The 25261-nt window shown below is 62.7% G+C and carries 25 protein-coding genes; 8 read left to right on the forward strand and 17 right to left on the reverse strand.

Annotation, left to right across the window (positions count from 1 at the left end; all coding sequences use genetic code 11):
* Window positions 1–51 precede the first annotated feature (51 nt).
* The 4 genes from G5V57_RS17370 to G5V57_RS17385 are packed head-to-tail and all read right to left on the reverse strand — an operon-like array spanning window position 52 to window position 5489.
* Window positions 52–1668, reverse strand: a complete 1617-nt coding sequence (locus G5V57_RS17370; RefSeq protein ID WP_165168851.1) for a GMC family oxidoreductase — start codon at window positions 1666–1668, stop codon at window positions 52–54.
* Window positions 1668–2636: a mannonate dehydratase gene (locus G5V57_RS17375; RefSeq protein ID WP_165168852.1), complete on the reverse strand. Its 969-nt coding sequence runs from the start codon at window positions 2634–2636 to the stop codon at window positions 1668–1670. The genes G5V57_RS17370 and G5V57_RS17375 overlap by 1 nt, the downstream gene beginning before the upstream one ends.
* 21 nt (window positions 2637–2657) lie before the next feature.
* Complete coding sequence (locus G5V57_RS17380; protein WP_165168853.1) at window positions 2658–4136, reverse strand: M81 family metallopeptidase; 1479 nt, start codon at window positions 4134–4136, stop codon at window positions 2658–2660.
* A gap of 27 nt (window positions 4137–4163) precedes the next feature.
* Complete coding sequence (locus G5V57_RS17385; protein WP_246737268.1) at window positions 4164–5489, reverse strand: aspartate aminotransferase family protein; 1326 nt, start codon at window positions 5487–5489, stop codon at window positions 4164–4166.
* A 258-nt stretch (window positions 5490–5747) separates the two neighbouring features.
* Between G5V57_RS17385 and G5V57_RS17390 the strand changes: the two genes are divergently transcribed.
* The 4 genes from G5V57_RS17390 (at window position 5748) to G5V57_RS17405 (ending at window position 9544) form a co-directional block, all read left to right on the forward strand.
* On the forward strand, window positions 5748–6524 hold the full coding sequence (locus G5V57_RS17390; RefSeq protein WP_165168854.1) for an ATP-binding cassette domain-containing protein: 777 nt from the start codon (window positions 5748–5750) through the stop codon (window positions 6522–6524).
* Window positions 6521–7576 (forward strand): ABC transporter permease, encoded by a 1056-nt coding sequence (locus G5V57_RS17395; protein WP_165168855.1) that lies wholly within the window; start codon window positions 6521–6523, stop codon window positions 7574–7576. Before G5V57_RS17390 ends, G5V57_RS17395 begins: the two co-directional genes overlap by 4 nt.
* A gap of 80 nt (window positions 7577–7656) precedes the next feature.
* The gene (locus tag G5V57_RS17400) at window positions 7657–8631 is read left to right on the forward strand and encodes an ABC transporter substrate-binding protein (protein ID WP_165168856.1); all 975 of its coding nucleotides are present in this window, start codon (window positions 7657–7659) and stop codon (window positions 8629–8631) included.
* A 118-nt stretch (window positions 8632–8749) separates the two neighbouring features.
* Window positions 8750–9544 (forward strand): SDR family NAD(P)-dependent oxidoreductase, encoded by a 795-nt coding sequence (locus tag G5V57_RS17405; protein WP_165168857.1) that lies wholly within the window; start codon window positions 8750–8752, stop codon window positions 9542–9544.
* 4 nt (window positions 9545–9548) lie between these two features.
* Here the strand turns inward: G5V57_RS17405 and G5V57_RS17410 are convergent, their stop codons facing one another.
* From G5V57_RS17410 to G5V57_RS17455, 10 genes are all read right to left on the reverse strand, one after another.
* The gene (locus G5V57_RS17410; protein ID WP_246737701.1) at window positions 9549–10124 is read right to left on the reverse strand and encodes a L,D-transpeptidase; all 576 of its coding nucleotides are present in this window, start codon (window positions 10122–10124) and stop codon (window positions 9549–9551) included.
* Between the two features lie 383 nt (window positions 10125–10507).
* Window positions 10508–11587 (reverse strand): arginase family protein, encoded by a 1080-nt coding sequence (locus G5V57_RS17415; protein ID WP_165168859.1) that lies wholly within the window; start codon window positions 11585–11587, stop codon window positions 10508–10510.
* 12 nt (window positions 11588–11599) lie between these two features.
* Window positions 11600–12565, reverse strand: a complete 966-nt coding sequence (speB, locus tag G5V57_RS17420; RefSeq protein WP_206530058.1) for an agmatinase — start codon at window positions 12563–12565, stop codon at window positions 11600–11602.
* 15 nt (window positions 12566–12580) lie between these two features.
* A complete protein-coding gene (locus G5V57_RS17425) occupies window positions 12581–13732 on the reverse strand; it encodes an aromatic ring-hydroxylating dioxygenase subunit alpha (protein WP_165168861.1) in 1152 nt (383 codons plus the stop codon).
* A gap of 11 nt (window positions 13733–13743) precedes the next feature.
* Window positions 13744–14772 carry a branched-chain amino acid ABC transporter permease gene (locus G5V57_RS17430; protein WP_165168862.1) on the reverse strand — a complete coding sequence of 343 codons (1029 nt, stop codon included), beginning with the start codon at window positions 14770–14772 and terminating at the stop codon, window positions 13744–13746.
* The gene (locus G5V57_RS17435) at window positions 14769–15653 is read right to left on the reverse strand and encodes a branched-chain amino acid ABC transporter permease (protein WP_165168863.1); all 885 of its coding nucleotides are present in this window, start codon (window positions 15651–15653) and stop codon (window positions 14769–14771) included. Before G5V57_RS17435 ends, G5V57_RS17430 begins: the two co-directional genes overlap by 4 nt.
* 10 nt (window positions 15654–15663) lie before the next feature.
* A complete protein-coding gene (locus G5V57_RS17440) occupies window positions 15664–16386 on the reverse strand; it encodes an ABC transporter ATP-binding protein (protein ID WP_246737269.1) in 723 nt (240 codons plus the stop codon).
* A gap of 1 nt (window position 16387) precedes the next feature.
* Complete coding sequence (locus tag G5V57_RS17445; RefSeq protein ID WP_165168865.1) at window positions 16388–17161, reverse strand: ABC transporter ATP-binding protein; 774 nt, start codon at window positions 17159–17161, stop codon at window positions 16388–16390.
* Window positions 17162–17218: 57 nt separating this feature from the next.
* Window positions 17219–18448: an ABC transporter substrate-binding protein gene (locus tag G5V57_RS17450; RefSeq protein WP_165168866.1), complete on the reverse strand. Its 1230-nt coding sequence runs from the start codon at window positions 18446–18448 to the stop codon at window positions 17219–17221.
* Between the two features lie 163 nt (window positions 18449–18611).
* Window positions 18612–19610, reverse strand: a complete 999-nt coding sequence (locus G5V57_RS17455; RefSeq protein WP_165168867.1) for a helix-turn-helix transcriptional regulator — start codon at window positions 19608–19610, stop codon at window positions 18612–18614.
* 418 nt (window positions 19611–20028) lie between these two features.
* Here G5V57_RS17455 and otnK point away from each other — a divergent pair, with 418 nt between their 5' ends.
* Window positions 20029–21300, forward strand: a complete 1272-nt coding sequence (gene otnK, locus G5V57_RS17460; RefSeq protein ID WP_165168868.1) for a 3-oxo-tetronate kinase — start codon at window positions 20029–20031, stop codon at window positions 21298–21300.
* Here the strand turns inward: otnK and G5V57_RS17465 are convergent.
* The gene (locus G5V57_RS17465) at window positions 21238–21921 is read right to left on the reverse strand and encodes a TVP38/TMEM64 family protein (RefSeq protein ID WP_165168869.1); all 684 of its coding nucleotides are present in this window, start codon (window positions 21919–21921) and stop codon (window positions 21238–21240) included. The genes otnK and G5V57_RS17465 overlap by 63 nt on opposite strands.
* A 39-nt stretch (window positions 21922–21960) precedes the next feature.
* Complete coding sequence (locus G5V57_RS17470) at window positions 21961–22455, reverse strand: isoprenylcysteine carboxylmethyltransferase family protein (RefSeq protein ID WP_165168870.1); 495 nt, start codon at window positions 22453–22455, stop codon at window positions 21961–21963.
* A 123-nt stretch (window positions 22456–22578) separates the two neighbouring features.
* Here G5V57_RS17470 and G5V57_RS17475 point away from each other — a divergent pair, with 123 nt between their 5' ends.
* Window positions 22579–23082: a MarR family winged helix-turn-helix transcriptional regulator gene (locus tag G5V57_RS17475; protein ID WP_165168871.1), complete on the forward strand. Its 504-nt coding sequence runs from the start codon at window positions 22579–22581 to the stop codon at window positions 23080–23082.
* A gap of 78 nt (window positions 23083–23160) precedes the next feature.
* The gene (locus G5V57_RS17480; RefSeq protein WP_165168872.1) at window positions 23161–23871 is read left to right on the forward strand and encodes a glutathione S-transferase family protein; all 711 of its coding nucleotides are present in this window, start codon (window positions 23161–23163) and stop codon (window positions 23869–23871) included.
* 325 nt (window positions 23872–24196) lie between these two features.
* On the opposite strand, the gene G5V57_RS17485 is transcribed toward G5V57_RS17480, so the two are convergent.
* A complete protein-coding gene (locus G5V57_RS17485; protein ID WP_165168873.1) occupies window positions 24197–24355 on the reverse strand; it encodes a hypothetical protein in 159 nt (52 codons plus the stop codon).
* Between the two features lie 7 nt (window positions 24356–24362).
* On the opposite strand from G5V57_RS17485, the gene G5V57_RS17490 reads away from it, so the two are divergent.
* Window positions 24363–24836, forward strand: coding sequence for a hypothetical protein (locus G5V57_RS17490; RefSeq protein ID WP_165168874.1), 474 nt, complete (start codon window positions 24363–24365; stop codon window positions 24834–24836).
* Window positions 24837–25261 lie beyond the last annotated feature (425 nt).

Raw genomic sequence — 25261 nt, forward strand, 5'->3', positions numbered from 1 at the left:
ACCTTCTCGACGTCCTATCGCCTGGCCGCCGGCGCGATCGCGGACTGACTTTTAGGCGACACCCCGCATGATCGAGACGGCGCGGTCGGCCAGCGCCATGGTCGGGGCATTGGTATTGGCGGTTACGATCTTCGGCATCACCGAAGCGTCGATCACCCGCAGGCTTTCGATGCCGCGCACTTTGAGTTCTGGCGTCACGACCGCCTGCCGATCCCCGTCCTGTCCCATCCGGCACGTTCCCACCGGGTGATAGTCCGTCTTGACCGTGCGGCGCAGATGCTCGTCGAGCGCCGCATCGCTAGTCGCCCCGGGGCCGGGGAGAATTTCCTTCCGCACGATATCGGCGAACGGCCGCGCTTTCATGATCGCGCGCGCCGCCCGCATCCCTTCGCGCAAGTGCCGCATGTCGTCCGGGTGGCCGAGATAGTTCGGGTCCACCAGCGGCAGGTCATTGGGATCGGCGGAACGCAGGCGCACGCTGCCGATCGCCTTGGGTCGCATCAGCACCGCATGCAAGGTCACGCCGTCGATATCGGGCACGCCACGCACGTCCTTATCGACATAGCTCGTCTTCGGCACGCACCAGATCTGCACGACCGGATCGCCGTCGCCGTCCTCCGGCACATGAAAGGAGCAGGCCTCGACGCCGGTGGTGGCGATGCGGCCGCGGCCGAAAAGCAGATACTCGATACCGTTGGCGATCTTGCGCAGGCCCTGATCCTGACGAAAATACCCGTAATGGCCGGGCGCCTCAGCAGCGATCGGGGCGCCGCAATGGTCCTGCAGATTGCGCCCGACCCCCGGCACGTCGGCGGTAACCGTGATTCCAATTGCTTCGAGCTCGTCCGCCGGTCCGATGCCGGAAAGCAAAAGCAGCTGGGGCGAAGCGAAAGCCCCGGCCGCGAGAAGAACTTCACCGTCACAGCGCGCTTCATGCCGGTCTGCACCCTGATCATATTCGACGCCTGTCGCGCGCCCACGCTCGATGAGGATGCGCCTTACGTTCGCTCCTGTAACGATCTCCAGATTGGGATTGCCGCGGAGGGGCGTGATGAAGGCGTCGACCGCGCTGCATCGTCGTCCACGGCCCCCGGTCGACTGCAGATAACCCACGCCTTCGGGTGAACCGCGGTTGAAGTCGACTGTGAAGGGTACGCCCATCTCTTGCAGCGTGCGCACATAGATATGGCTCATCTCGCAGATGAAGCCGGGATCGGAGACCTTGAGCGGCCCCGTTATGCCGTGGAAGCCGTTGTTGAATTTCTGATTGCCTTCCAGCCGCGTGAAATGTGGCAGGATCTTCCGCCACGACCACAGATCGCTTGCGGTCATCTCGCCCCAGATGTCGTAGTCACGCGCGCGTCCGCGCATATAGGCCTGCGCATTCACGCTGCTGCCGCCGCCGAGCACCTTGCCTTGCGGGATGGCCTGGACGCGCCCGCCGAGCTGGGCCTGCGGCACCGTGAGATGCTGGGTCAGATACTTCGTGCCGCCGAGAATCTGACTGAAGCCAGCGGGAACCTTGAGTATCCAGTCCTTGTACTCGCCGCCCGCTTCGAGCAGCAGCACGCGCGCGCCGAACTCCGCGACGAGCCGTGCTGCCGCGACACAGCCGGCGCTGCCGCCGCCAACCACGATATAGTCAAAAGCTCGGCGCGGCCCTGTCATCAGGGGCCTCCCGCCGGTGCGCTCGCCCGCTCCAGCCCGCGCAGATAGCCGATCGCGAAGATGTGGCCCTGCATGGCGTAACCCTCCGGTCCGTCACTCTCGCTCGTCGCCAGTTGCGGCGCATGGTCGCTGCGCAGATAGCCATCGAATCCGATCTCATGCAGCTTGCGGAATATGGCGACGAGATCCGTCTGGCCGTTGTCCGGGAAAGTCTCGATGAAGTCGGTGGGTGTGCCGGAAATATCGCGCACATGCACATAGGGCATGCGCGTGCGATATCGCTCGATGAGCACGGGAATGTCTGTGCCCATCTCCGCGAAGCAGCCGATGCAGAAGGTGAGGGCGTTTGACGGGCTCGCCGAGATTGCCAGCAGCCGGTCGAAACTTTCCTGTCTGTCCATGATCCGCTCCAGCCCGCAGAGCGGCGAGAGCGGCGGATCGTCGGGATGCATGGCCAGTCTTACGCCGGCTGCTTCCGCCGCCGGCACCACCGCCTTGAGAAATCGTTCGAGATTGTCCCACATCTGCTCGCGCGGGATCGCCGTCTCCCTATGCGGCATTGTTTGCGCGGTCACATCGGCAAGGCGGAAGCCACTGGTGCGCGCGCCGCGCGTTGTCGCATCGAACGTGGTGCGCACCACCATCGCGTCCTCGCTCACCTGCGGCATGAAATTATAGGCGATCACCTCGACGCCGAGTTGCCCGAGATGGCCGACGATGCGCTTGTAGCGTTCCGTCTGTTCTGCAGCACCATCCTTGCCCATCACGATGCGGTCGATTGCCGGTCCCGATTCAGCGACCTTCCACGGCAGGTCGTGGCGCTCATAGATCGTAGCTATGGCCTTCAGGCGATCGAGGTCGTCCGGCAGATCAAACATGTCGTAATGCACGGCATAATCGCCGCCGAGTTGCCGTAGCGCCGCGAGGCGCTTTTCGTTGGGCGGCGTTATGACCATGGACAGCTTCATGGGTTCTCCTGGGAGGCGTTGTCAGATGGGATCGAGAGGATAAAGCGGCCGGGTCGCCTTGGTGAAGGGGATGCGGCGCATATCGGGCGCGGTCGGACCGGGCGTGTTGGCGGAAATTATGCGCGCCGCCAGAGGGCCGAAGCTCTGCCGGAAATGGGCCGGCGATTTGACGAAGACCAGCGCTGCGTCTTCGAGCGGCAGGCCTTGCGAGACATACATTGCCTTGTCCCATTCCATCGAAGGCTGGCTGCGCGCCAGGAGGCGGATCGAGCCGATGGCGATGACCGCCGTCAGCCCCATCGAAAGCTCGAGACCGTTCGGCCCGCCATCCGTCATCTTATAGATGCCGTCCGACAGGGACAGCACGCGGCCGGTGATCGTGACGGGCGCGCCATCCTGCTTTGAGAAGTAATGTCCGACGGGCGTGGTGACCTCGGCGCCGGCGCCCTGGGCGCTGGCGGCCGCGACGGCACCGGGATCGCAGATCGTGAGATAGGACAATCGCGCCGCCCTGTCGGCGCCCGCCGCAATGAGCGCTCTCAGCACCGCTGCACTATCCGCCGCCGAGCCGCCGGTCGGCGCGTCGCCGGCATCGCTGACGAGTGTCATGCCGTCCGAGGCGAGACCGATGCGGATGGCCTCCTCGAGGGGCGTGAGATCGGGAAAGAAATCGCTCCGCAGCCGCCAGATCATCTCGGCCAGCTTCTCCGCCACCGCCTGGGCCCGGGCGGCATCCTCGGCGCAAACCAGCGCGGCGAAACCTAGATCCGGCACGTCGATCCAGGGCTGCACCGGGAAGAGGGCGGCATGGATCACCTCGCCGGCGCGCTCCATCCGGCGCGCTTCCTCGGCGATCGGCCTGAGCGGCCCGTCAGTCGTCCGGGTGCAGACCGGACTCACCAGAAGCGGCCGTTTGGCGAGCGCCATTGCCGGCATCGGCCGGCGCTTCGCCACGATATCCAGCAGGATCTCGGCCGTGCGCTGGCCTGTTTCATACATATCGATATGCGGATATTCCCGATAGCCGATGTGAAACACATTCGGCTGCAGCTTCAGAGGCGTGATATGGCCGTGCAGGTCGAGGCTGACGCCGATGGGCGTCGCAGCGGGCAGGAGCTTGCGCATCCGCTGGATGATCTCGCCATCGCCATCCGGCTGATCCTCCACGACAAGCGCGCCGTGCAGGGCCAGGAGCAGCCCGTCTACGGGCCCGGCGTCACGAAGCCGCCGCTCCATCTCGCCGACGAGCGTGTCGAAGGCCTGCCGCGTCACCGTGCCGCTCGCCGCGGCATAGGCGGCGATGAGCGGCACGGCCTCCGCGCCGGCTTTCGCCAGGACAGCGAAGAAGCCCGGCACTTCCGTGCGCGCCTCGCCATAGCCGGTGAGCATCTCCTCGCCATGCAGCAGATAATAGCTGGCGAAAGTCTCGACCGTCGTCTTGAGAGGCGAGAAACTGTTGCTCTCCTGCATGAGCGAGGCGATGGCGATGCGCGCCGGCATGTCCGACTTGTCCTCTGTTTCGAGCGATCAGAGAGTGGCGAGCGCGCCTTTGAGGCCGGTGACGGTCTCGTCGATCACCGCATCGTTGTGCTCGGTCGAGATGAACCAGGCGCCACGCTCCAGCACGCGCGAGCCGCGCTGGAGAAGTGCTGTGGTGATGCGCACATAGCCGGCGCGATCGGAAGCGATGATATCGCGATAGTTGGAAGGTGGCGTCTCGAGCCCGAGGCCGACATGAAAGATCTGCGGAAAGCCCGTCACCGTCGCGGTCACGCCCGCATCTGAGAACGCGGCCTTGACGCCGTCCATCAGCCGCGTGCCCTGTCGCTCCAGTTTCTCATAGGTGCCGGGCGCCTTGAGCGCCTTCAGCGTCGCGACCGTCGCCGCCATGGCGATCGACTGGGAATTATAGGTGCCGCCATGCATGACCTTCCGGCCGCTGGCGAATTCGTCCATCAGCGCCGCCTTGCCGGCAAGTCCCGCCACCGGGAAGCCGTTCGCCACCGCCTTGCCGAAGATGGTGAGGTCTGGCGTGACGCCGAGACGTTGCTGTGTGCCGCCGGCGCTGACCCGGAAGCCCGTGATGACTTCATCGAAGATCAACACGGTGCCGGTCTTCGTGCAGGCCTCGCGGACGCCTTCCAGATAGCCGGGGCCTGGGAGGATCGCGCCGGTATTGCACATCGCCGGCTCCATGATGACGGCGGCGACATCGCCCTGCGCCAGGCGCTGCGTGATGAGATCGAGCCGGTTCCAGGACAGGACCTCGATATGCTCGCCAGCCGGTTCGTCCTGACCGGCGGTGCCGGCTTGCGGCACTGGCGCACTCTCCTGGCCCATGCGGTCGGGGGCGGGTGCGACGCTCCACAGGATGTTGTCGAGCCAGCCATGATAGTGGCCCTCGAATTTCACGATGGTGCCGCGCCCGGTGACGGCGCGCGCCAGCCTGAGCGCCGCCTGCACGGCCTCGCTGCCGGACGAACTGAAGCGTACGCGCTCCGCCGAGGGCAGCATGCCGCACAGAAGCTCCGCCGCCTCGAACTCGATTTCGCTCTGACCGCCGAAAAGGATGCCCTTGTCGATCTGGGCGCGCACCGCCTCGACAACGGCCTCAGGCTTGTGGCCGAGGATCATCGGACCCATGCCGAGATAGTAATCGATCAGCCGATTGCCATCGATGTCGTGCAGATAGGGGCCTTCGGCATGGGTAAAGACCAGGGGGTCGGCGAGATGCCGAGGCGGAAATTGCTGCTCACCCCGCCCGGCAGATACTGTGACGCCTGCCGGATGCGGTTTGCGGAACGCTGGAAGCTTGAAGTCACGATAATGTCCCCGCGATGATTTCTCCTTCATTCAACACCGCTCATTGTTTCGTGTCAAGAAAGGTGCGTTTCTCCACAAGGAACGGAGGAATCAGACTGAGGACAAAAGAGTCTTCAACCCTCCAAGGGCTGGAAATCCCTTTAAAATCTAGCAATTCCGGCTCAAAATGCGAGGCGGCGAGGATCGCCTAAGGGTAACCTCTTGACGATTCCCGCTCGACCGTGAAACATATGTTTCGTCAAGTGAACCGCTAGTGAGGTCAAGGTGGGGACGGATCAGGGGAGCGGGTTGAAGCCGAAATCGGACTTCGTCATCGAGGCGACGGACATCGTGAAGCGCTATGGCCATGTCCAGGCGCTGTCTGGCGCCAGCCTGCAAGTTCGTCCCGGGGAAGTGCTGGCGTTGGTCGGCGACAACGGCGCCGGCAAGTCGACGCTCACCAAGGTCATTTGCGGTGCCATCGCGCCGGATGGCGGCCGGCTCGCTTTCTGGGGCGAGGCCACCACCGTCACCTCCATTCGCCATGCCCAGGAGCTCGGCGTCGAGACTGTCTATCAGGATCTGGCGCTCGCCCCCGACCTCACTGTCGCCGAGAACATGTTTCTCGGCCGCGAGCCGGTGCGCGCCGGCTGGTTTGGCGGCCACCCCGCCGTGCTCGATCGCCGCCATATGCGCGCCAGGGCGGAAGCGGCGCTGCGTGGCATCGGCATCAGCACGCTCACCAGCGTCGACCGCACGGTGCGAGATCTCTCCGGCGGCCAGCGCCAGGCGATCGCGGTGGCCCGCGCGGTCATGTGGGCCAAGGCGGCAATCCTGATGGACGAGCCAACCGCGGCGCTCGGCACCAGGCAGACCGGAATTGTCTACGACTCGATTCGATCCGCGGCGGCGCGTGGCCTCGCCGTTCTGGTCATATCTCATGACATTCCGAAGATGCTGAGCCTCGCCGACCGGATCGCCATCATGCGCCAGGGCCGAACGATCGCCAATCTCGCGGCCCGCGACCTCACCCTCACCGATGTGGTCACTTTGATGCTCGGCGGTAAGCCTGCGGAGGCCGCATGAGCGAGACCACGCAGAATGCCGCTCCACCGCCGGTACGCTCAGGCATCGCCGCGCGTCTCTTTTCCGGCCCACACTCGACTCCCGTCGGCATGGCGCTCATCGTCATCGCTTTGATCATCCTGTTCGGCGTGCTCTCGCCCAATGGCGCGTTCTTCCGGGTCAGCAACCTGACGACCATCGTGCTCAACGCCTCGGTGACGATGCTGCTGGCTGTCGGCGTCACCATGGTCCTCGCCGCGGGCGAGCTCGATCTGTCGATCGGCGCCAATGTCGTGCTCTCCTCGGTGGTCGCGGCCAAGACGCTCGTCGCCTTGTCCGGCAGCTTCGACGAGGTCCGCATGGGCGAATACCCGCATCTCGTCCCGGCTCTCGTCGCCAGCATTATTTCCGGTATCCTGACGGGCGCCGCCTTCGGGCTGGTGAACGGGCTGCTCGTCACGCGCCTGCGCATCAATTCCTTCATTGTGACGCTGGGCACGCTCGGTATCGGCACGGGCCTGGCCTACGTGCTGACCAACGGCACCAACGTGCCCTTCGTCCCGCGCGTGATCCAGACCGAGTTCGGCGTGAAGAAGCTGTTCGATATCGTCCCTTATCCGACGATTATTGTCCTCACCCTCGCTTTCGCCCTGTGGTTTGTGCTGCGCGCCACCCGTTTCGGCCTGCATACGCTGGCGATCGGCTCCTCGCGCGAGGCGGCCGAGCGCGCCGGCATCCGTTCGCGTCGCCACATCCTCATGCTTTTTGTCCTGGTCGGCGCGCTGGCTGGCGTTTCCTCCGTGCTCGATCTGGCTCGCTTCGCCACCACAAATATCGGCGGCCATCAGACCACGGCGCTCGCGGCAATCGCCGCTGTCGTCATCGGCGGCACGAGCCTTTTCGGCGGGCGCGCCACGATCGCAGGTTCGATGGTCGCCTCGCTGATCCCAGTCGTGCTCGGCACCGGCCTGGTGATCCTCGGCGTTCCGTCCTTCTATCAACTCATTGTCGTCGGCGTGATCCTGATCATCGCGGTTTATATCGACCAGCAGAGGCGCGAACGTTTGAGTTAAACAAAGCAACGTCCCGACCGGCTCCGTGACGCCCGGCCGGTCCGTGGAGAATAAATGGCGTTCGGATATGGGAGAGAAAAATGAGTATCAGGACGAAGAGTTTTGTGCTTGCCCTTGGACTTTCGGCCTCTTGGGCCTCCGGTTCGGCGCTTGCCGCGGGAGAGAAAATCGAGTTCGTCGCCGGTATCGTCGGCATTCCCTTCTACACCTCGATGGAATGCGGCGCCCGCGACGCCGCCAAGGAGCTCGGTGTCGAGCTGAACTGGGCCGGTCCGCCGCAATGGGATCTGGCCTTGCAGATGCCGATCCTGCAAGCTTCGATCGAACGCGGCCCGAACGGTCTCGTCCTCGCGCCGACCGATCCCAATGCGTTGGTCGGCATTGTCGAGGATCTGGTGAACAACAAGAAGATTCCGGTCGTGACCGTTGACGGCAACCTGTCGAAGCCGGTCGACCTGCAGAATATCCGCACCGACAACGTCTCCGCCGGGGGCCTCGCGGCCGAAGCCATGGCGCAGTCGATCGGCGGCGCGGGCACCGTTCTCGTCGTCGGTCTCGATCCGGGCGTCGCCGCCAACCAGGAACGCGTCGACGGCTTCACCAAGGTGCTCAAGGAGAAATATCCGAACATCAAGGTGCTGCCGACCGAATATCCGGGAACCGATCAGAACAAGGCTGCCGAGATCGTCTCGGCGGCGCTGCAGGCCAATCCGGACCTCAAGGGCATCTACACGACGCATTCCAACGCCGCTGTCGGCACTTCGTCGGCCGTTATTGGCGCCGGCCAGCAGGGCAAGGTGAAGATCATCGCCTACGATGCCGATCCCGGACAGGTGCGCGACCTCAAGGCCGGCGTATACGACGCGCTGGTTGTCCAGTCGCCCTATCTCGAGGGCTACAATTCGGTGACACTCGTGACCAAGATCCTTCGTGGCGAGGTCGATCCGACCAAGCTGGAGGATGTCGCGCATCCGCCGATGGTTGTCGCCACGCGCGAGAATGTCGACACGCCGGAGGTCAAGAAGAACCTCTATGTCGACGCCTGCTCGAAGTAGAGCCTGATCCGGAAAAGTGCGAGGCGGTTTTCCGGAAAGATCATGCGCAAACTAAAAAGATAGGTGACGGCGGGGTCGGAGATGTGGCCCCGCCGGTCTTTCTCAATGAGGTCCTTTTATGCCTGATCAGAAGGAACGCGTCGCGATTGTTACCGGTGCCGGGACCGGCATCGGCCAGGCCATAGCCGTGGCGCTTGCCGAGGCAGGCCATCGCGTCGTTGCGGTCGGCCGCCGCACCGAGCCCTTGCAGGACAGCGTGGCGCGCGCGAAGGAGCCGGGCCGGATCGTTGCCATGGCCGGCGACATCACCAGCGCTGCCGACCGCGGCCGCGTGGTTGCCAATACCGTCCGGCAGTTCGGCCGCGTCGATATCCTCGTCAATAATGCCGGCGTCTCGTCCATCGCGCCGCTGCTCTCCTCGACCGAGGAGGAATGGCGCCGTGTGATGGCGACGAATGTCGACGCCGCCTTCTTCATGGCGCAGGCCGTTCTGCCTCATATGCGTGATCGCCTGTGGGGCCGCATCGTCAATATCGGGTCGGTGTTTGGTGTGCTTGCGCTGAACCCGGAGCTCTATGACGTCTTTACTGAAGATCCGGAGTTCGGTCCGAAGCGGCAGCCCGCCTACCACACCTCCAAGGGCGCGATGCTCAATCTGACCCGCGATCTCGCCGCGGCCGTGGCCAAGTGGAAAGTGACGGTCAATACCGTCAGTCCCGGCATGATCATCACCGACCAGTCGCGTGATCTCCTGTCCGACGACGTCAAGCGCAAGCTCTGCGGCATGACGCCGGTCGGCCGCTTCGGCGAGCCGATGGAGATCGCCTACGCCGTTCGCTTTCTCGCTTCGGACGAAGCCGCCTTCATCACCGGCGAGGAACTGCGCGTCGATGGCGGCTGGACGATCTGGTAGCGGCCTATCTCACGATCACCTTGGCGCCGGGGGACACTTTGTCATAGAGGGCGATGACGTCCTCGTTGAACATGCGGATGCAGCCGGACGATGCCTCGGTGCCGATGGTCCAGGGCTCGGAAGTGCCGTGAATGCGATAATATGTGTCGCGGCCATCTTTGTAGAGATAGAGCGCGCGGGCGCCGAGCGGATTTTGGGCTCCCGGCGCGATGCGATCCGGCAGGCCCGGTGTCGTCTGCTTCATGTCGTCGGTCGGGTACCAGGGGGGCCACTTGGCCATGCGCCCGACGGTGGCCGTGCCTTTCCAGCCATAGCCGCTTTTGCCGACCGCGATGCCATAGCGCATGGCGCTGTCCTTGCTCTCAACCAGATAAAGGTGCTTTGCCGATGTATCGACGACGATGGTGCCGGCAGCCGCGCCCGTTGTGTTGGGCACATGTGCCGGTCGCATCGATGGGTCGAAGCGGTCGCGGTTGACGAGGCGGACGGGAAAGGGTTCGCTTGCGTAGGTGGAAGCCGGCGCGGCCTGGTAAGGCAGCGCGGCCTGACAGCCGGAAAGGACCACCAGAGGCAACGCCACCAAGCATAGACGGCACCAAGCGCCGGCGATCTCGTATCTATCCGGAATCGCCGTTGGCTGTGATGGTTGGCGTCGTTGCCGTAATGCTCGATCCTGATCCATCCGCTTCGAGAACGCCCCAAAGACCGGCAAATATTATGCCGCTGGTTATCGCTACGATGTTATCGCGCGCCGAGGCCCTGGGCTTCAGCCGCATGAGCTAGATGCGGGGCTTCGCTCATGACCTGCCTCGCGCGTATTAGGGAAAACTATCTTGCACCCGGACACGGCCAAATAAAAGTGAGCGCCGGTTACGCGATATTCCGGTCCAAGCCACCGATATGGGCGATGGGGAAGGCGAGCGGGCTTACGCTCGCTCGTCCGGCACCCTCAACTCGCGGTCGTCAGCGCGCCTTGTCCCAGTGGGTCTTCCGGCTCTGACCGCGACGGCGCACATGCGCTTCAGCCAGGAGGCAGACGGTCTCGAAGCCCAGCGCCGCGCCGATATTGGCGGAAATGCCATTGGGGTCATAGGGCGGACAAAGCTCGACGATGTCGGCGCCCACGATATTCATGCCGTGCATGCCGCGGATGATCTGCACGATCTCCCTGGTCGTGAAGCCGAAAGGCTCGGGCAGCTCCGTGCCTGGCAGGTAGGTCGCGTCGATGCCATCGGTATCGAGAGTGAAATAGAATGGTCCGTCGCCGATGACGCGCCGGATCTCCGCGATGACGCCCTTGACGCCCATCTCATAGACCTCGTGCATGGGAATGAGGCGCATGCCGGCTTCACGCGAAAAGTCCCAATAGGGGCTGAGCGAGCCGCGCATGCCGATCTGGATCGTCCGCTCGGGGTCGACGGCCTCGTCCAGCACCGCATTGAGGAAGACGCTGCAGTCGTTCAGCCGGTTGCCCTGGAAGGTGCCGCGTGCCGTGTCGGCATGCGCATCGATCTGCACGAGGCCGATCGGCTCGCCTGAGGCAAGCCCCGACAGGATCGGATGCGTCATCGTATGCACGCCCCCCACCGAATAGGGCGTGATGCCGCGCCGCCTGAATTCCGCGAAGGTGTTCCGGATCGTCTCGATGCAGGAATCGACGTCATGCGGGCTTTCGAAGCTGATATCGCCGACATCGGCCATGCTTAGAAGCTCGAAGGGGATGGTCCGCCATACGTCATGAACGGGGCCCCGCACCTTCGACCATTCGCGGAAGGATCGCGGTCCGAGCCTTGTGCCGCCGCGCACCGGGGCGCTCGCCTCGAAGGGAATGCCGATGCAGGCGAGATCCACCTCGTCGAGATTGCTGCGCCGGGGCGCATTGAAGAAGTTCATCTCGCCGGCATACACATCGGCGAATACCGGGGCATTCTCCGCCACCATGCGCTTAAGAAACGCATCAACCCTGGGATCGCTGCTCTGCAGGAATTCACCCTTGGCGAGAGCTTCCAGGCGTGCGCGTTTCTCTTTCGAAAATCCAGTCATCAAGTGCCCCGTTTACTTCTTGGCGTTTGCATTGCCGGCGAGCGCTTCGAGAATCAGGCGCACCGCCAGCCGGCTGGTGATACCGTCGTGATCCCAGGAAGGCGATACCTCGACCAGGTCGAATCCGGCGATCCCCATGCGCCCGAGCTCATAGGCCATGGTGAGCGCCTCGCGTGAGCTCATCCCGCCGGGCGTCGGCACGCCGGTTCCCGGCGCATAGGCTGCATCGATGGCGTCGATATCGTAGGTGACATAGACGCCGTCGGCGCCCTTGCTGGCGACCGCGGCCGCCTTCTTGGCGATGGCCTTGGGTCCCTGCGACCAGATGTCCTCGATGGTGAAGAGGGTGATCCCTTGCTTTTTGATATAGGCGAGCTCCGACTTCGGGTTCATCCAGCCGCCCGTGCCGACGATGGCTATGCGTTTGGGATCGAAGCCGGCATCGACGGCGCGGGTGATCGGGCAGCAATGGCTGAGTGTTTCGCCACCGACATCGAGCGCCGTGTCGAAATGAGTGTCGACCAGCACGAGGCCCGGCTTCTTGTAGACCTTCGCGAAGGCCCTGACACAGGCGATGGTGATCGAATGATCGCCGCCGACCGTCACCGGCATGGCGCCGCTTTTCAGGATCTCGGATACCATGGCCTGGGCCCGATCCATGGTGGTGACGGCGGAGCCAGGCACCACCGGCACGTCGCCGCAATCGGCGAAGCGGTAGTGTTCATTGAGGTCCATGCCCGTAGAGGCATTGTAGAAGGAGAACTGATCGCTCGCCTCGCGGATGGCGCGCGGCCCGTAATTCGTGCCGGTGCGACTGATGCACATGGCATCCCACGGGAAGCCGAGGAACGCCGCGCTGACCTTCGTCTCCATGAGTTTTTTCGCATCGGCCTGAATGGCCGGCAGGCGCATGAAGGTGCCGTGGGTTCCGGCATGCAGAAGTCCGGAGAATGCGTTTTCATTAAAGGTGGTCGTCATTGCGTTTCCCATTTCTCATCCCTCTGCTGACGTGTTGCGTGTATCCGCCTTCCGGCCAAGCATGCGATCGAGATACTGGCGGAATTCGTCGACATAGATTTCGAGCGTCGAATGGAGATAGCCCGGCTCTGCGGCGTTGAACTGGACGCCTTGCTGCACGGCGGCCACCACGCGTTTGTCTTCGACCGTCGCGATGTGGATCACCTCGCGGACTTTTTCGGCGAAGGCGTCGGGATCCTTCATCCCTTTCATGGCCTTGGGCGTGAAGGACAGGCCCCAGCGGCCATTGGTGCGCTCGACCCCTTGCGGTTCGAGCGCCATCCACCAGACGAAATTGGCATCGATGGCGATGAGCGCATTCGGATAGATGCCAATGACCAGAAGCCGGCGCCGTTCGTCTTCATTGAGCTCGTCATTGTGGACTTCCGGCAAGTCTTCGGGACGGTAGGGATTGTAGTGGACCGAGAATTGCCGCTCGCCGCGAGGACCGAGCTCCGCCAGACTTGTCGGATTGGTCGGCCCGATCGACTGCTTGTGTGCATAGGTCACGTGGTAGCATTCGACGAAATTCTCATAGACCAGCTTCCAGTTGCCGCTCCAGATTTCTTCCCCGAAGATATAGCGGTCCTCGTAAGTCGAAAGATCGTAACGCGCGAGATGCTCGGCGAGAGGTGCGAGCTTGCTCGCCATCGAGGGGAGATCGTGCCGCAAGGCCACGAAGATGAAGCCGAGCCAGACTTCGCAGGCAAGCTCGCGCAGACCCATTTCCGACTTGCAGGCATCACCGAACCCTTGCGGGTTGGCGATCCCGATGAGTCTGCCGGTGATCTCATAGGTCCAGGCATGATAGGGACAGACGATCCGGCCAACCTTGCCAAGCCCTTCGAGAAGCTTGGCATAGCGGTGGAGACAGAAATTGGCGAAGGCCCGGATGGAGCCGTCCTTCTGCCGGATGCAGACGATGGGACGCTTGCCGATCGCCGCCGTTATGTAGTCGCCCGGGCCCGGGATGTTGTTCTGGCGGCCGACCATCACCCAGTCATTGTCGAAGATGTAGGTCAGCTCCTGCTCGAAGATCCCAGACGCGATATATTCGTTCTGCCTGGCACCGCGCAGCGCGACCGGGGTTTCGCTCGGTTGCGGCTTCGACATTTTCCCATCATCCATGGCCAAACTCCTCATTCTTTCGGCTTGGTTCGTGCTTTGCGTTGACCTATCAGCCGCATCACCCGTTCCGAGAGCGAGGCGAGGCCCTGCGGCAGCAGAAGCAGTGTCAGTACGACGAGAATACCGAGGATCAGCAGCCGGTAGGTTCCGGCGTCGCGCAGCAACTCGTTGAGTATGGTGACGACGAAGGCACCGAGCACGGCGCCGGGGAAGCGGCCGATTCCGCCAATGGCCAGCATTACGATCGCCAGTAGGATGAATTCATTCCCCAGGATCTTCGGCGTGACGACGGAGGTGTAATGCGCATAAAGGGCGCCGGCGAAGCCGGTCACCAGCGCCGATAGAACGAAGGCGAGCAGCTTGTACTTGAATTCGTTGATCCCGAGGGAACGCGCGAAATTTGCCGAGTCGCGCAAGGCGACGAAGGCGCGCCCGGTGCGGCTGCGCAGCACGACAAAGTATATGACATAGACCGAGATCGCCGCGGCGGTGAGGGCGAGATAATACCAGCCGAGTTTGTTCATCGGTCCGAATGTGAAACCGAGCAGCTTGATCGGCGGGACGCCCATGAGGCCCATGGTCCCGCCGGTGCCAAAACCTTTCGCCAGCTGGATCAAAGGTGGCATGGCAAGATGGATCGAGAAGGTGAAGAGCGCCACATATTCACCCTGGAGCCTCAGACAGGGAAGCGCGATCAGAAGCCCCAGAAGCGTCGTGATGGCGATGGCTGCCGCGATGGCGGCGATAGGCGGCACGCCCAGTTTGAGCGTGAGCATCGCGGTCGCATAGGCACCGGTGGCGAACAGCGCGATCTGCGCATAATTGAAGATGCCGGCATAACCGAGCGTCAGGTCCCAGGCAGCGGCGACCATGCACCACAGGAAGCACAGGATCAGGACATGCTGGATATAGCTATCGGTGATCAGCGTGCCGACCAGAGCGAGCATGGCCACCACGGCCCAGTAGGCGGGCGCGCTGCTGCTGGCGAGCAGCCGCCTGGTGCCGCTCCGGGTAGTCATCGTGGCGTCGCTCTGCGTCATCCCGCCGCCTCGCTCTGGCCTTTGCCCAGAAGCCCGTGCGGGCGGATCATCAGCACAAGAAGCAGTGTCACCACCCAGACCGGCATGGTCCAGTTGGCGCCGAGCCTGTAGACGACTATCGCTTCGACCAGTCCGAGGAAGAAGGCGGCGGCGATGGCGCCGCGTGTGCTGCCGAGGCCGCCCAGCACCACGATCACGAAGGCCTTGAGGAACGGCTCCCAGCCGCCCTGGGGCGAAATCAGGAAAATGGGCGAAAGCAGCAGGCCGGCCAGGCCCGTCAGGACGACCGATAGACCAAAGGTAAAGGCGAAGATCCGGTTCACGTCTATGCCGACCTGCCGGGCGCCCTGGATATCCTGCGCCACGGCGCGCACCGCCCAGCCGAAGCGGGTGCGATTGAGGAACAGCTCGAGCAGCGCCACGATCGCCAGCGCGATGACGAGCACCGCCACCCGGTAGGCGGAGACAGTGATGCCGAAGATCGAGACGGTGCCATCGATAAAGGCGGGCATCGGCTTGGCCACCGCGCCGAACAGAATGAGATTGGCATTGTCGAGCACGAAGGCGAGGCCGAGCGTCACCATCATGGCGGTCACCCGCCAGTTCTTGCCGCCCCTGATCGGCCTGAGCATCAGGACTTCGATGGCGACGCCGATGCCGAACAGGATCGGGATGAGCACGATGACCGCGAGCCATAAGGGCAGGCCGAGATAGCCGACGGTCAGCACCCAGGAAATATAGGCGCCGGTCGTGTAGAGTGCGCCATAGGCGAAATTGAGCGTGCGGCCCGTGCCATAGACCAGCGACAGGCCCACCGCGATGATGCTGTAGACCGCCGCCTGGGTTATGCCGCCGAAGATCACTTCGAAAAACTGTGCCACCCGCGATCCCTCAGATATCCGGCGGCGCGAGACGGCTTTGCCCGCTGCCGGAGGCGCTTTGCTGGAAACTCGCGGTCTGGAAGACCGTGCGCGCCTCGCCGCCCGAGACGACGCCTTCCTCGAGCCGGTAGACCCTGTCGACGATGCTGTCGATGAGGCCCAGGCTCTGCTCGACCAACAGGATCGTCATGCCGCCGCGTTTGAGTTCGGCGATCGTCTCCAGCATGCTGTCCACGAGCTTGGGCGCGAGCCCGAGCGAGGGCTCGTCGATGGCGAGCAGGGCGGGGGCCGACATGAGGCCGCGCCCCAGCGCCAGCATCTGCGCCTCGCCGCCGCTCAAGGTGCGCGCCAGTTGTTCCTGCCGTTCGGCGAGCCGGGGATAGAGATCGAACACGCGATCGAGCGATGCCTGCTCGTGGCTGCGCCCGCGCTCCAGGAACGCGCCGAGCAGCAGATTTTCCCTGACCGTCATGTCCGGGAACAGCCGGCGGTCCTCGGCCACATAAACGAGCCCGCGTGCGACAAGCGCTGACACGCTGTTGGACCTGATGCTTTCGCCCGCATAGACAATGTCGCCACCGGCGACCGGCACCAGACCGCACACCGCTTTGAGCAGTGTGCTTTTGCCATGGCCATTGGCGCCGACGACGCCGACGAGTTCGCCCGCGCCAACGTCGAGTGAAGCGCCGTGCAGAATATGCAGGTCGTCATAAAAGACGTCTATATTCCGCACGCTAAGCAAAATTCCGTGCTCCCAGATAGATATCGATGACCCGGGCGTCGCGCATGACGACTTCCGGCCGATCGAGACAGAGGAGTGCGCCGGCATTGAGGATCAGGATGCGGTCGGAAAGATCGGCAAGGGCGCGGACCTTATGCTCGACCACCACCAATGTAAGGCCCAGGGTGTTGTGAAGGCGGCGGAAGAGGCCGACGAATATCTCCACTTCCTCGGCATTGAGCCCGCTCAGCGGTTCATCCAGAAAGACGAGCCGGGGCTCCGTCGCCAGCGACGCCGCGAGCATGATGCGCTTGCGGGTGAGAAGATCGACCTGGCTCGCGGATTGGCGCCGCTGCCGGGAGAGGCCGGTAAGGTCGAGAATGCCCTCCAACCTGGCTTTCACCTGGGCCGGGACGAGACGCTCGACCGGGCCGAACATCGCGCCCGTGGCGATATTCTCCTCGACCGACATGGACGAGAAGATCTGCGGAATCTGGAAGGTGCGTGCGATGCCGAGGCTGCAATAGCGATGCGCCGGCAGGCCCGCCATCCTCCGGCCTTCGAAGTTCACCGTGCCGGAGGAGGGCGCGAGTACGCCGGTGCAGACATTGAGGAGCGTGGACTTTCCCGCCCCATTAGGCCCGGCTATTCCGAGGATCTCACCGCTCATGATCTCGAGGCTCAGCCTGTCCAGCGCCTTGAGCGCCCCGAACTGTTTGCTCACCATGTCGAGCGACATGATCGGCGGCGCCGCCGCGTTATACGCGGCGACCCTCACGGCTTGCATCGGATATTCCTGCATGGCGTTTGGTCCCGCCGCTGCTTCGCATCCTTAGTGCCTGGCCTATTTCGCCCAGTCCGGCATGATGAAGTCATCGGTCTTACGCGTGCCGATCATCAAGGGCTTCAGCGCCTTGTCATGCACCTGGAACAGAAAGGCCGGCTGGCTCGCATCATTGGTGGGGATCTTGAACCGGTCGTCGAATTTGAGCGTGCCGGTCAGCCCCTTGTAGCTCATTTCCTTGAGCGCCTTTACGACGGCGGCATGGTCCGAGGCGCTGCCGGCGGTCTTGACCGCCGCGGCCCACATATTGACTTCGTCATAGAGTTGGGCGGCAAGGCTCCAGGGCGGCAATTCATTGTAGGCGGCCTGCCATTTCTTGACGAAGGCATCACCTTCCGGACCCGGCAACTGCGCCGACAAGGTCATGCCCAGCACGCCTTCGGCTTTGCCCTGCGCGACGACTTCGCCGAAGGCCGGCACGCTCGCGGCATAGCCCGCATTCACGACGGCGCCCTTGACCGGATTGTCGAAATATTGCTGCAGAAAAGTGTGGGTCAGGCCGGCGTCCAGCACTTCGATATGGATGAGGGCTGGATTGGCATCGCGGATCTTGCTGAGAATGCCTTGCCACTGCACGCTCTCATAAGGCACCTCCTCGTTCAGCACGACTTCCCAGCCCTGGGCGGCGGCGGCATCGGCCATCGCTTTGGTAAGGCCCGATTCCCATTCATAGGGACCGTGCACGATGGCGAGCTTCTTGTTCGGAAACTCATGGCCGAGCGCCATGAGCTGGTCGAACATGACCTTGCCATAGGAGGCCTCGACATCCGAGGCGTTGAAAATGCTCGTACATCCCATGCTGTTCATCATGTCGACCACACTGGTAAACGCGTCATTGTGGATGAACGGCACGCCCTGCGGGCAGAAGGCCGGTATGTCGGGACCAAAGCCGCCATAGCCGGTGACGATGAAATCCGCCTTGCCACGGTCGATGAGATTGGCCGCCGCGGCCTGCAGCTTGTCGGGCGACAGATCGCCGATGTCGAAAAATGTCACTTCCAGCTGCTGGCCGAGAACGCCGCCCGCCTTGTTCAGGTCTTCAACCGCGAGCTTGATGGCTTTTTCCATGACGCCGCCGTCGCTGGCGAAGGGACCGGTCTGTGGAATGGGCGCGCCTATCTTGATGGTCTCGGCTTGCGCCGTCAGGGGCGCGGTTGAGCCGGCGATCGCCGCCAGTGCGAATACGGCGAGTCCGCAAGCTGCGTTCTGCAGCAGTGATCTGATGCTCATTAAGGCATTCCTTCCCTTATCGGCAATTGGATTCCCAGCTCTGACGGCCGGCTACCAACGCCCCGGGAAGCAAGTTAATCATCGGCCCCAGGCACTGACAATGGTAACAACAGATACTAGAGAGCAGCAGGCGAAAAAAGTGGGCAACAGATCCGCGCGGGTGTCAGCAGCTGACGCGATCCTTGAATATCCGGTCGAACACCAGGGAGGTGATCTCGCGTTCCGATGTGACGTCGAGCTTGCTGTACAGCCGGTGCTTGTGATTGCGCACCGTCCCGGCGCCGATATCGAGCCGTTTGGCGATCGCCGCCGTCGATAGGCCACGCAGTCCATGCCGGAGGATCTCGCATTCGCGCGGCGTCAGCCGGTACTCGGTCATCATCCGATTGAAAAGGTTGTCGACGGCAAGAAAACCGGGCGAGCGGCGCTCGACGATGAAGATGCGCCCGCCTGGCGCCAGCGCATTTCCCTTTTCCAGTCTTTCCCAATGGACGACATCCAGCTCGTCGAGTGAATGCACGCCCTCGCTTGAACCTTGTGAGACCGTACAGATCACGTCTTCCGCCGCCCGGGTCACCTTGCCGCTCCATATCCCGTTACGAAAGCAGGGCAGGCCCTGATCGTCGACCACCATCACGGCGAGTTGGCTGTCATTGAGATAGCCACCGCGATGGCCGGAGAGACAATTCACGATGTGCAGCCGGTGCAGGTTCTCGAGGAGAGGGTAGATATGCCGGATGAACTCCACCTCTCCGAGCTTGAAGGGCCGGTCGTCGAGATCTAGGCAGAGGGCCACCCATACGCCGCCCACCGCGGGCAGGAGGACGACCAGCTCGTCATAGATGCGGGCGGAATGGTAGAGATTCTCGAAATAAAGATTGTCGTTGCCCTCGCGGCGCATGTGCAGGGCCGTCATCACCCGGTCAGGCACCTGGGTGCGCACGAGATGCAGCAAGGGATCGATGCGGTAGAGTTCCCGCATATAGATGTCTTCGGCTTCAGTGCTCAGGGAATAGTTGACCAGGAACTGCGGCTTGGCGAATTGCGCATAACGCACCGCCACCTGGCGCTCGCATCCGAGGAGGCGTCCGAGCGTCGCCAGCGCCACGCTGTAGAAGTTCCGGGCACCGATCGCTTCCGCCACGCCGGCCAGTTCGGTCATGAGACGCGGCAGGTCGAAGGCGGATTCCTCCGGGAGGAAAGCGGATGGAGTTTCGGCTAGCACGGATATGCCCGGTAACGATGGGCGGTGTAGAGTTCTCTCGTCGCCAAAGGCGGCCTGAGCCAATTCGTTCGCATGGGATTCCGACCCTACCCCTTCCAGCCGAAAGATTAGGAAGATTATGTACTGAAATCAACGCCTTTGCGCCTTTGGCGAGCGTGATTGCCTGGTCGTCGGCGCTAGCATTGCCATTTGGGACAGCTCGCGTTGACGGGTCACCAGGTCGCCCGTATCGTGGTGCATCAAATCTAGCTGTCGGCGGCTCTCGAAGATTGTCGAAGCCATATGTGCAGGCGTTGTTGAGAGCTGCAATGTCCATATCGCGCGTGTGGCCTGAAGAAAGGATGGTTGCTTTCTGATGCTGCTCGGCGTGATCGCGGACGATTTCACCGGCGCCAGTGATATCGCCAACACTCTGGCGAAAGGCCTGCCGGGCCATGGTGGTCTCAGGACCGCGCAGTTCCTGAATGTGCCACGCCGCAAGGCGGGCGCCGATATCGAAGCCGGTGTCGTCGCCCTGAAGACAAGGTCCATTCCCGCCGTGGACGCCGTCAGTCAATCCCTGGCGGCGCTGCGCTGGCTGCTTGAGCAAGGCTGCCGGCAGATCGTCTTCAAATACTGCTCGACCTTCGATTCAACACCTGAGGGAAATATTGGGCCCGTTGCCGAAGCGCTGGCGGCTGAACTCGATACGGCCGGCGTGATCGTCTGCCCAGCCTTTCCAGCCGCCGGGCGAACCGTCTATCAGGGCCATCTCTTCGTGCATGACCGGCTCCTCAACGAATCCGGGCTGGAGAACCATCCGCTCAATCCGATGACCGATCCCGACATTCGCCGATGGCTCGCCCGCCAGGCAAAGAAATCGGTCGGCCTTGTCTCCTGGCCGTCGGTGCGCGAAGGCCAGACACAGATCGCCGCCGAACTGGGCCTGTCTGTCCAGCGTGGCGAGTGTCTGGTCATCGTCGATGCGCTGACGGAAGAAGATCTTGTCGCCATCGGCCGCGCGGCGGCATCGGCGCGTCTCATCACCGGCGGCTCAGGTATCGCGCTGGGTCTGCCGGGGAATTTCATCTCCGCCGGATTGGCGAAAGGAGAGATGCCCAGCCTGGTCGGTGTCAAGGGACCGGAGGCGATACTCGCGGGAAGCTGTTCCACCGCCACGCGGGGACAGATCGAGACCCACAGGCGTGGCCATCCGGTCTTGGCGATCGATGTCGACGAGGTGATGCGCGGCGCATCCGGCCCGGAAGAAATTGTGACCTTTGTTTTGGCCAATCAGGGAAGGGCGCCACTCGTCTACTCATCGGCCGACCCCGCGGAGGTGAAGGCGCTTCAGGAGCGTCATGGCCGCGCGCCGGTTGCCCATGCTCTGGATCGGCTGTTTGCCGAGGTGGCGCGAAGCCTGGTGGAGAAGGGCGTTCGCCGACTCGTCGTGGCGGGCGGCGAGACGTCCGGCGCCGTCGTGTCGGCCTTGGATCTCGGCGCCTTGGCCATCGGGCCCGAGATCGACCCCGGTATCCCTGTACTGGTTTCGGATGGTGAGGCACCCATCGCTCTGGCGCTCAAATCAGGGAATTTCGGCGCGCCGGACTTCTTCGTCAAGGCCCTCGGGAGATTGGCGGGTATCTGACCTATCCATTTGGCTTGGTTGTTCGCGGCGCATGAGCCAAACGGCAATCGGAAGAAAGAGGATGGGGAGCACATAGCTCACCAGGAGCACCAGGATCGGCTGGTCGGCCCAACCGGCGCCGATGGCCGCGAAGACGAAGGCCGGGGGCACGCTGCCGATGGTCAGCGCCGTGATGAAGGTGATTTTCCGCATGCCCGCAAATCCGGCGAGGAACACCATGGCCTCCGGAACGCTGTAAGGAAAGCTGCGGGTGAGAATGATCGCCCACGCCCCGCCTCGGTCGAACAGTAACTCCATCTTGCGCAGAGACTGAGTCCCGACCAGGCCTCGCGCAAATCTCCTTGCGGTGGTGAGCATCAGTCCGTAGCCCACGAGGCCGCTGGTGATCAAAGCGAGGCTTCCCAGCAATCCGCCGATCAGCGTTCCGTAGATGATGCCAAGTGCTGCGATCACGGTTGTCTGCGGGATTGGCAATACCAGGTCGGCCCAGATGAGGCCAATGCCCGCAGCCCACGCCCAGTCCTCGTACTCTCGCAATGCCAGTACGGCGTCGTTGGCTTCCTGAGGAGTCGGTATCTTCGCGCAGGACGCAAGCGCAAGCGACAGAATGCTGATGAGCAAAAGGTTCGATCGCCCACAGACCTGCGCGCGCACCGGCGGCTAGATCCAACGCCGCACGCGTCGCTTATAGGCGATATATGCATCGCCGAAGAGCCGCTCCAGATAGGTCTCCTCGCGGGCGACAACACCATAGCGGATCAGGATCATAAGAGGCAGCGTGAGGATGAGGATCCAGGTGCCGTGCGCGGCGATGCCGATGCCGCCATACATGAGAAACATGCCGAGATAGATCGGATTGCGCATCCGGCCGTGGATTCCGGTCGTTACCAGCGCGCGCGTAGGATGGATGCCGCGTACGGGAGTTCCAGCCCGTGAGAAGTTGCGAATGCCTGCGGACGCGATTGCCAGACCAAGCAAGGCCAGCGCGCCGCCGATGATCGCGTGCATTGCATGAGGTCCAGGAAGCGGGAAGGGCAAGCGCAGCAGATTGTCAAGGACGATTCCCAGCGCCAGAGCGCCGAGAAAGAGGAGCGGTGGCCTCGCGATGACGCCGGCGGTGCCACTCTCGGGTGTGTGTTCTCCGGTCGTGTCCATTCCAGTCTGTTCCTCAAGAATGTGGATACCACAAACAGATATGACAACTAGGGTGTCATCATAGAATTTGACAACCTAGGTGTCAATAGCGAGGATTGGCGTTCACCGAGAGGACAAGATGCCATGGCGTCGGCACGACAGAAGACAAGGACAGGCGGGGACAACGGCGGCAAGGCCGAAGCGATAGCCGAGTTGATGCTCGAGGTGGCCCTGTGTTTCTTCAAGATACGGGCTCTCGGCCAGAAGACCGGCCTTATCACCAGCTGGGGCGGCGGTTCGTTCGGCTTTCTGCGCAGCCTGGCGCTGCTCGGGCCGCTCACCGTGCCGCAGATCGCCCAGATGCGCCCCACCAGCCGCCAACGCATGCAGCGCCTGGCGGATGAGCTGGTGGCCGAGGGGCTCGTCAAGTTCATCGACAATCCGAAGCACAGGCGCTCGAAGTTGGTGCAGCTGACGCGCAAGGGCGAGGCGCGTTACCTCGAGATGAATTCTCATCTCCTGGCGATCGCCTCCTCCATGGGGACCACTCTCGACGAAGCGGAGATTGTCAGGACCACCGGTATCATCCGGCAGCTGATCGATGATGTGAAGAAGCGCTCGGAGCGGATGCCAGGCCGCCCAAGTTGACGGGCCAACTCGTCGATTCTATCGTGAGAACTCGGAAGATCGGGAAGGCGGGGTTGTCTCGAACGCGAGGGGAATGCCGTGATTACGCTGTTTTCCTACCCGCAATTGTTCGGCGTCGCCGACAACAACGGCTACGGCCTCAAGGTATTCGCGTTCCTCAAGCTCGCCGGTGTGCCCTTCACCCATGCGCATATCTTCGATGCGTCGACCGCCCCGCGCGCGCAATTGCCCTACATCGTCGATGACGGTGAGGTGATCGGCGACAGCGCCACGATCATTTCGCATCTCATCCGCAAACATCGTCTGGATATTGATGCCGGACTCACCTCCGCGCAGCAGGATACCAGCCTCCTGGTAACGCGCATGCTCGACGATCTTTATTGGGTCATGTCCTATTCGCGCTGGAAGGACGAGAAGTTCTGGCCGCTGTTCCGCGATGCGCTGCTGCGGGAACATCCGAGCTTGACCGAAGAAGGCCTGCTCAAGGCGCGAGAGTACAATTTCCAGCGCTATCATTTTCAGGGCATTGGCCGATTTGCTCCGCCTGCCGCTTATGCGCGCGGGCTTGCGGACCTGCAGGTGCTGGCAAACCTCCTGTCGACGGGCGGCTATCTGCACGGAGCAAGACCGACCAGCGTCGACGCCGGAATCTACGGGTTCATTGCCAATATTCATTTCTATCCGATCGACACCCCGCTCAAGCGGTTCGTCGATGCGAATGTCGACCTCGTGCGGCACTGCATGGCGATCCACGCTGCCATCGGCTCAGCCACGGCGACGGGCGGGTGACCTTGCCTGGCCCGAAGAGGGTTCCCTGGCCCCGATCGGGAACGGGTCCGTTAACCTTCTCCTGACCACGCGAAAGGTCGGGCAATTGCGCCTAAAGGTTGTGGCGTGGTATGATCTGCACGCTGCTCCGGGCCGGGGCGCGGTTCCTACCTGGTGAGGGGGAACGAGTATGAGGTCAGTCTGCGCGGCGGCTGTAATTGCCTCAGCGATGCTGTGGACAGGATCTGTGCGCGCCGCCGATCTCCCGCCTTTGGAACCCAAGAGCGATTGGACTTTCGCCATCGCGCCATATCTTTGGGGCGCCGGGCTGAAGGGCAAAATCGGACTATTCGGCCGCGAGCCGATTGATGTCGATATGAGCTTTGCCGACATCTTCGACGACCTGAAATTCGGCGGCATGGTGATCGGGGAGGCGCACAACGGGACCTGGGGCGTCTTCACCGACCTGCTGTACATCAAGACGGACATCGACGAGATCGATCAAGCGCGAAGTGCTCGGGGTTCCAGCCTCGCTTTCGGCGAATGTCGAAACCGACAGCTTCACCGGCGCATTGATGGGCGAATATCGCGCGCTGGCGACCGATCGGATGACGTTGGATGTGATGGCCGGCGCGCGCGTGTGGAGTGTCGACAACAACATTTCCGCGACGCTGAAGGCGAACGAGACTGAGGTGGCGTCATTGAGCGGCAGCGACGGCGACACCTGGGTCGACCCGATGATCGGGATCAAGGCTCGGATCAATACGAAATCGCCCTTCTACTTCCAGGCCTGGGGAATGATCGGTGGACTAGGCGTCGGCTCCGACTTCGCCTGGGACGTCCTGGGTGGTGTCGGCTATCAATGGAATGATACGGTTTCGACTGTCATCGGTTATCGGGCGCTCGGCGTCGACTACGAGAACAGTGGGTTTCAGTATGACGTCATTCAGCATGGCGTCATCGCCGGCGCGGTCATAAAGTTCTAGTAGAGCATCGGCCCTAGAAGCTTGTGGTCGGGCGTGACCCGACCATGCGAAGCGCTTTTCGGATAATCCGATGCGCAATTCAAAAGAGTTAGAGCGCCGGACCGATTCTATGAGAGTTCCAGGCGCGGAACCGAGCTGGCCGGCCGTTTGAGGTAAATTCAAAACAACATGAGCTGTATCGGGGGGCGGCAGGATCTTGTCGGTCTTCGTGGCTGTCTATGCCGCTCGCGACGCGCGAGGCGAGCAAGTCTGCGCCAGGATTACGCTGTATTTGTTCAATACTGCGCGGAGCGTTTTCCATCAGTCGCTTGGATCATGCTGTCGCGCGGGAAACTTCGCATTATGTATCGTAAGGAGATGTGCCGCGCCATGCGCTCGCGTTGGGGCAGGTCTTCGCCTGATGCAACATTCGTCAGCCAGCTGAT

Origin of the sequence: Nordella sp. HKS 07 (assembly GCF_011046735.1) — a bacterium.
Lineage (GTDB): Bacteria > Pseudomonadota > Alphaproteobacteria > Rhizobiales > Aestuariivirgaceae > Taklimakanibacter.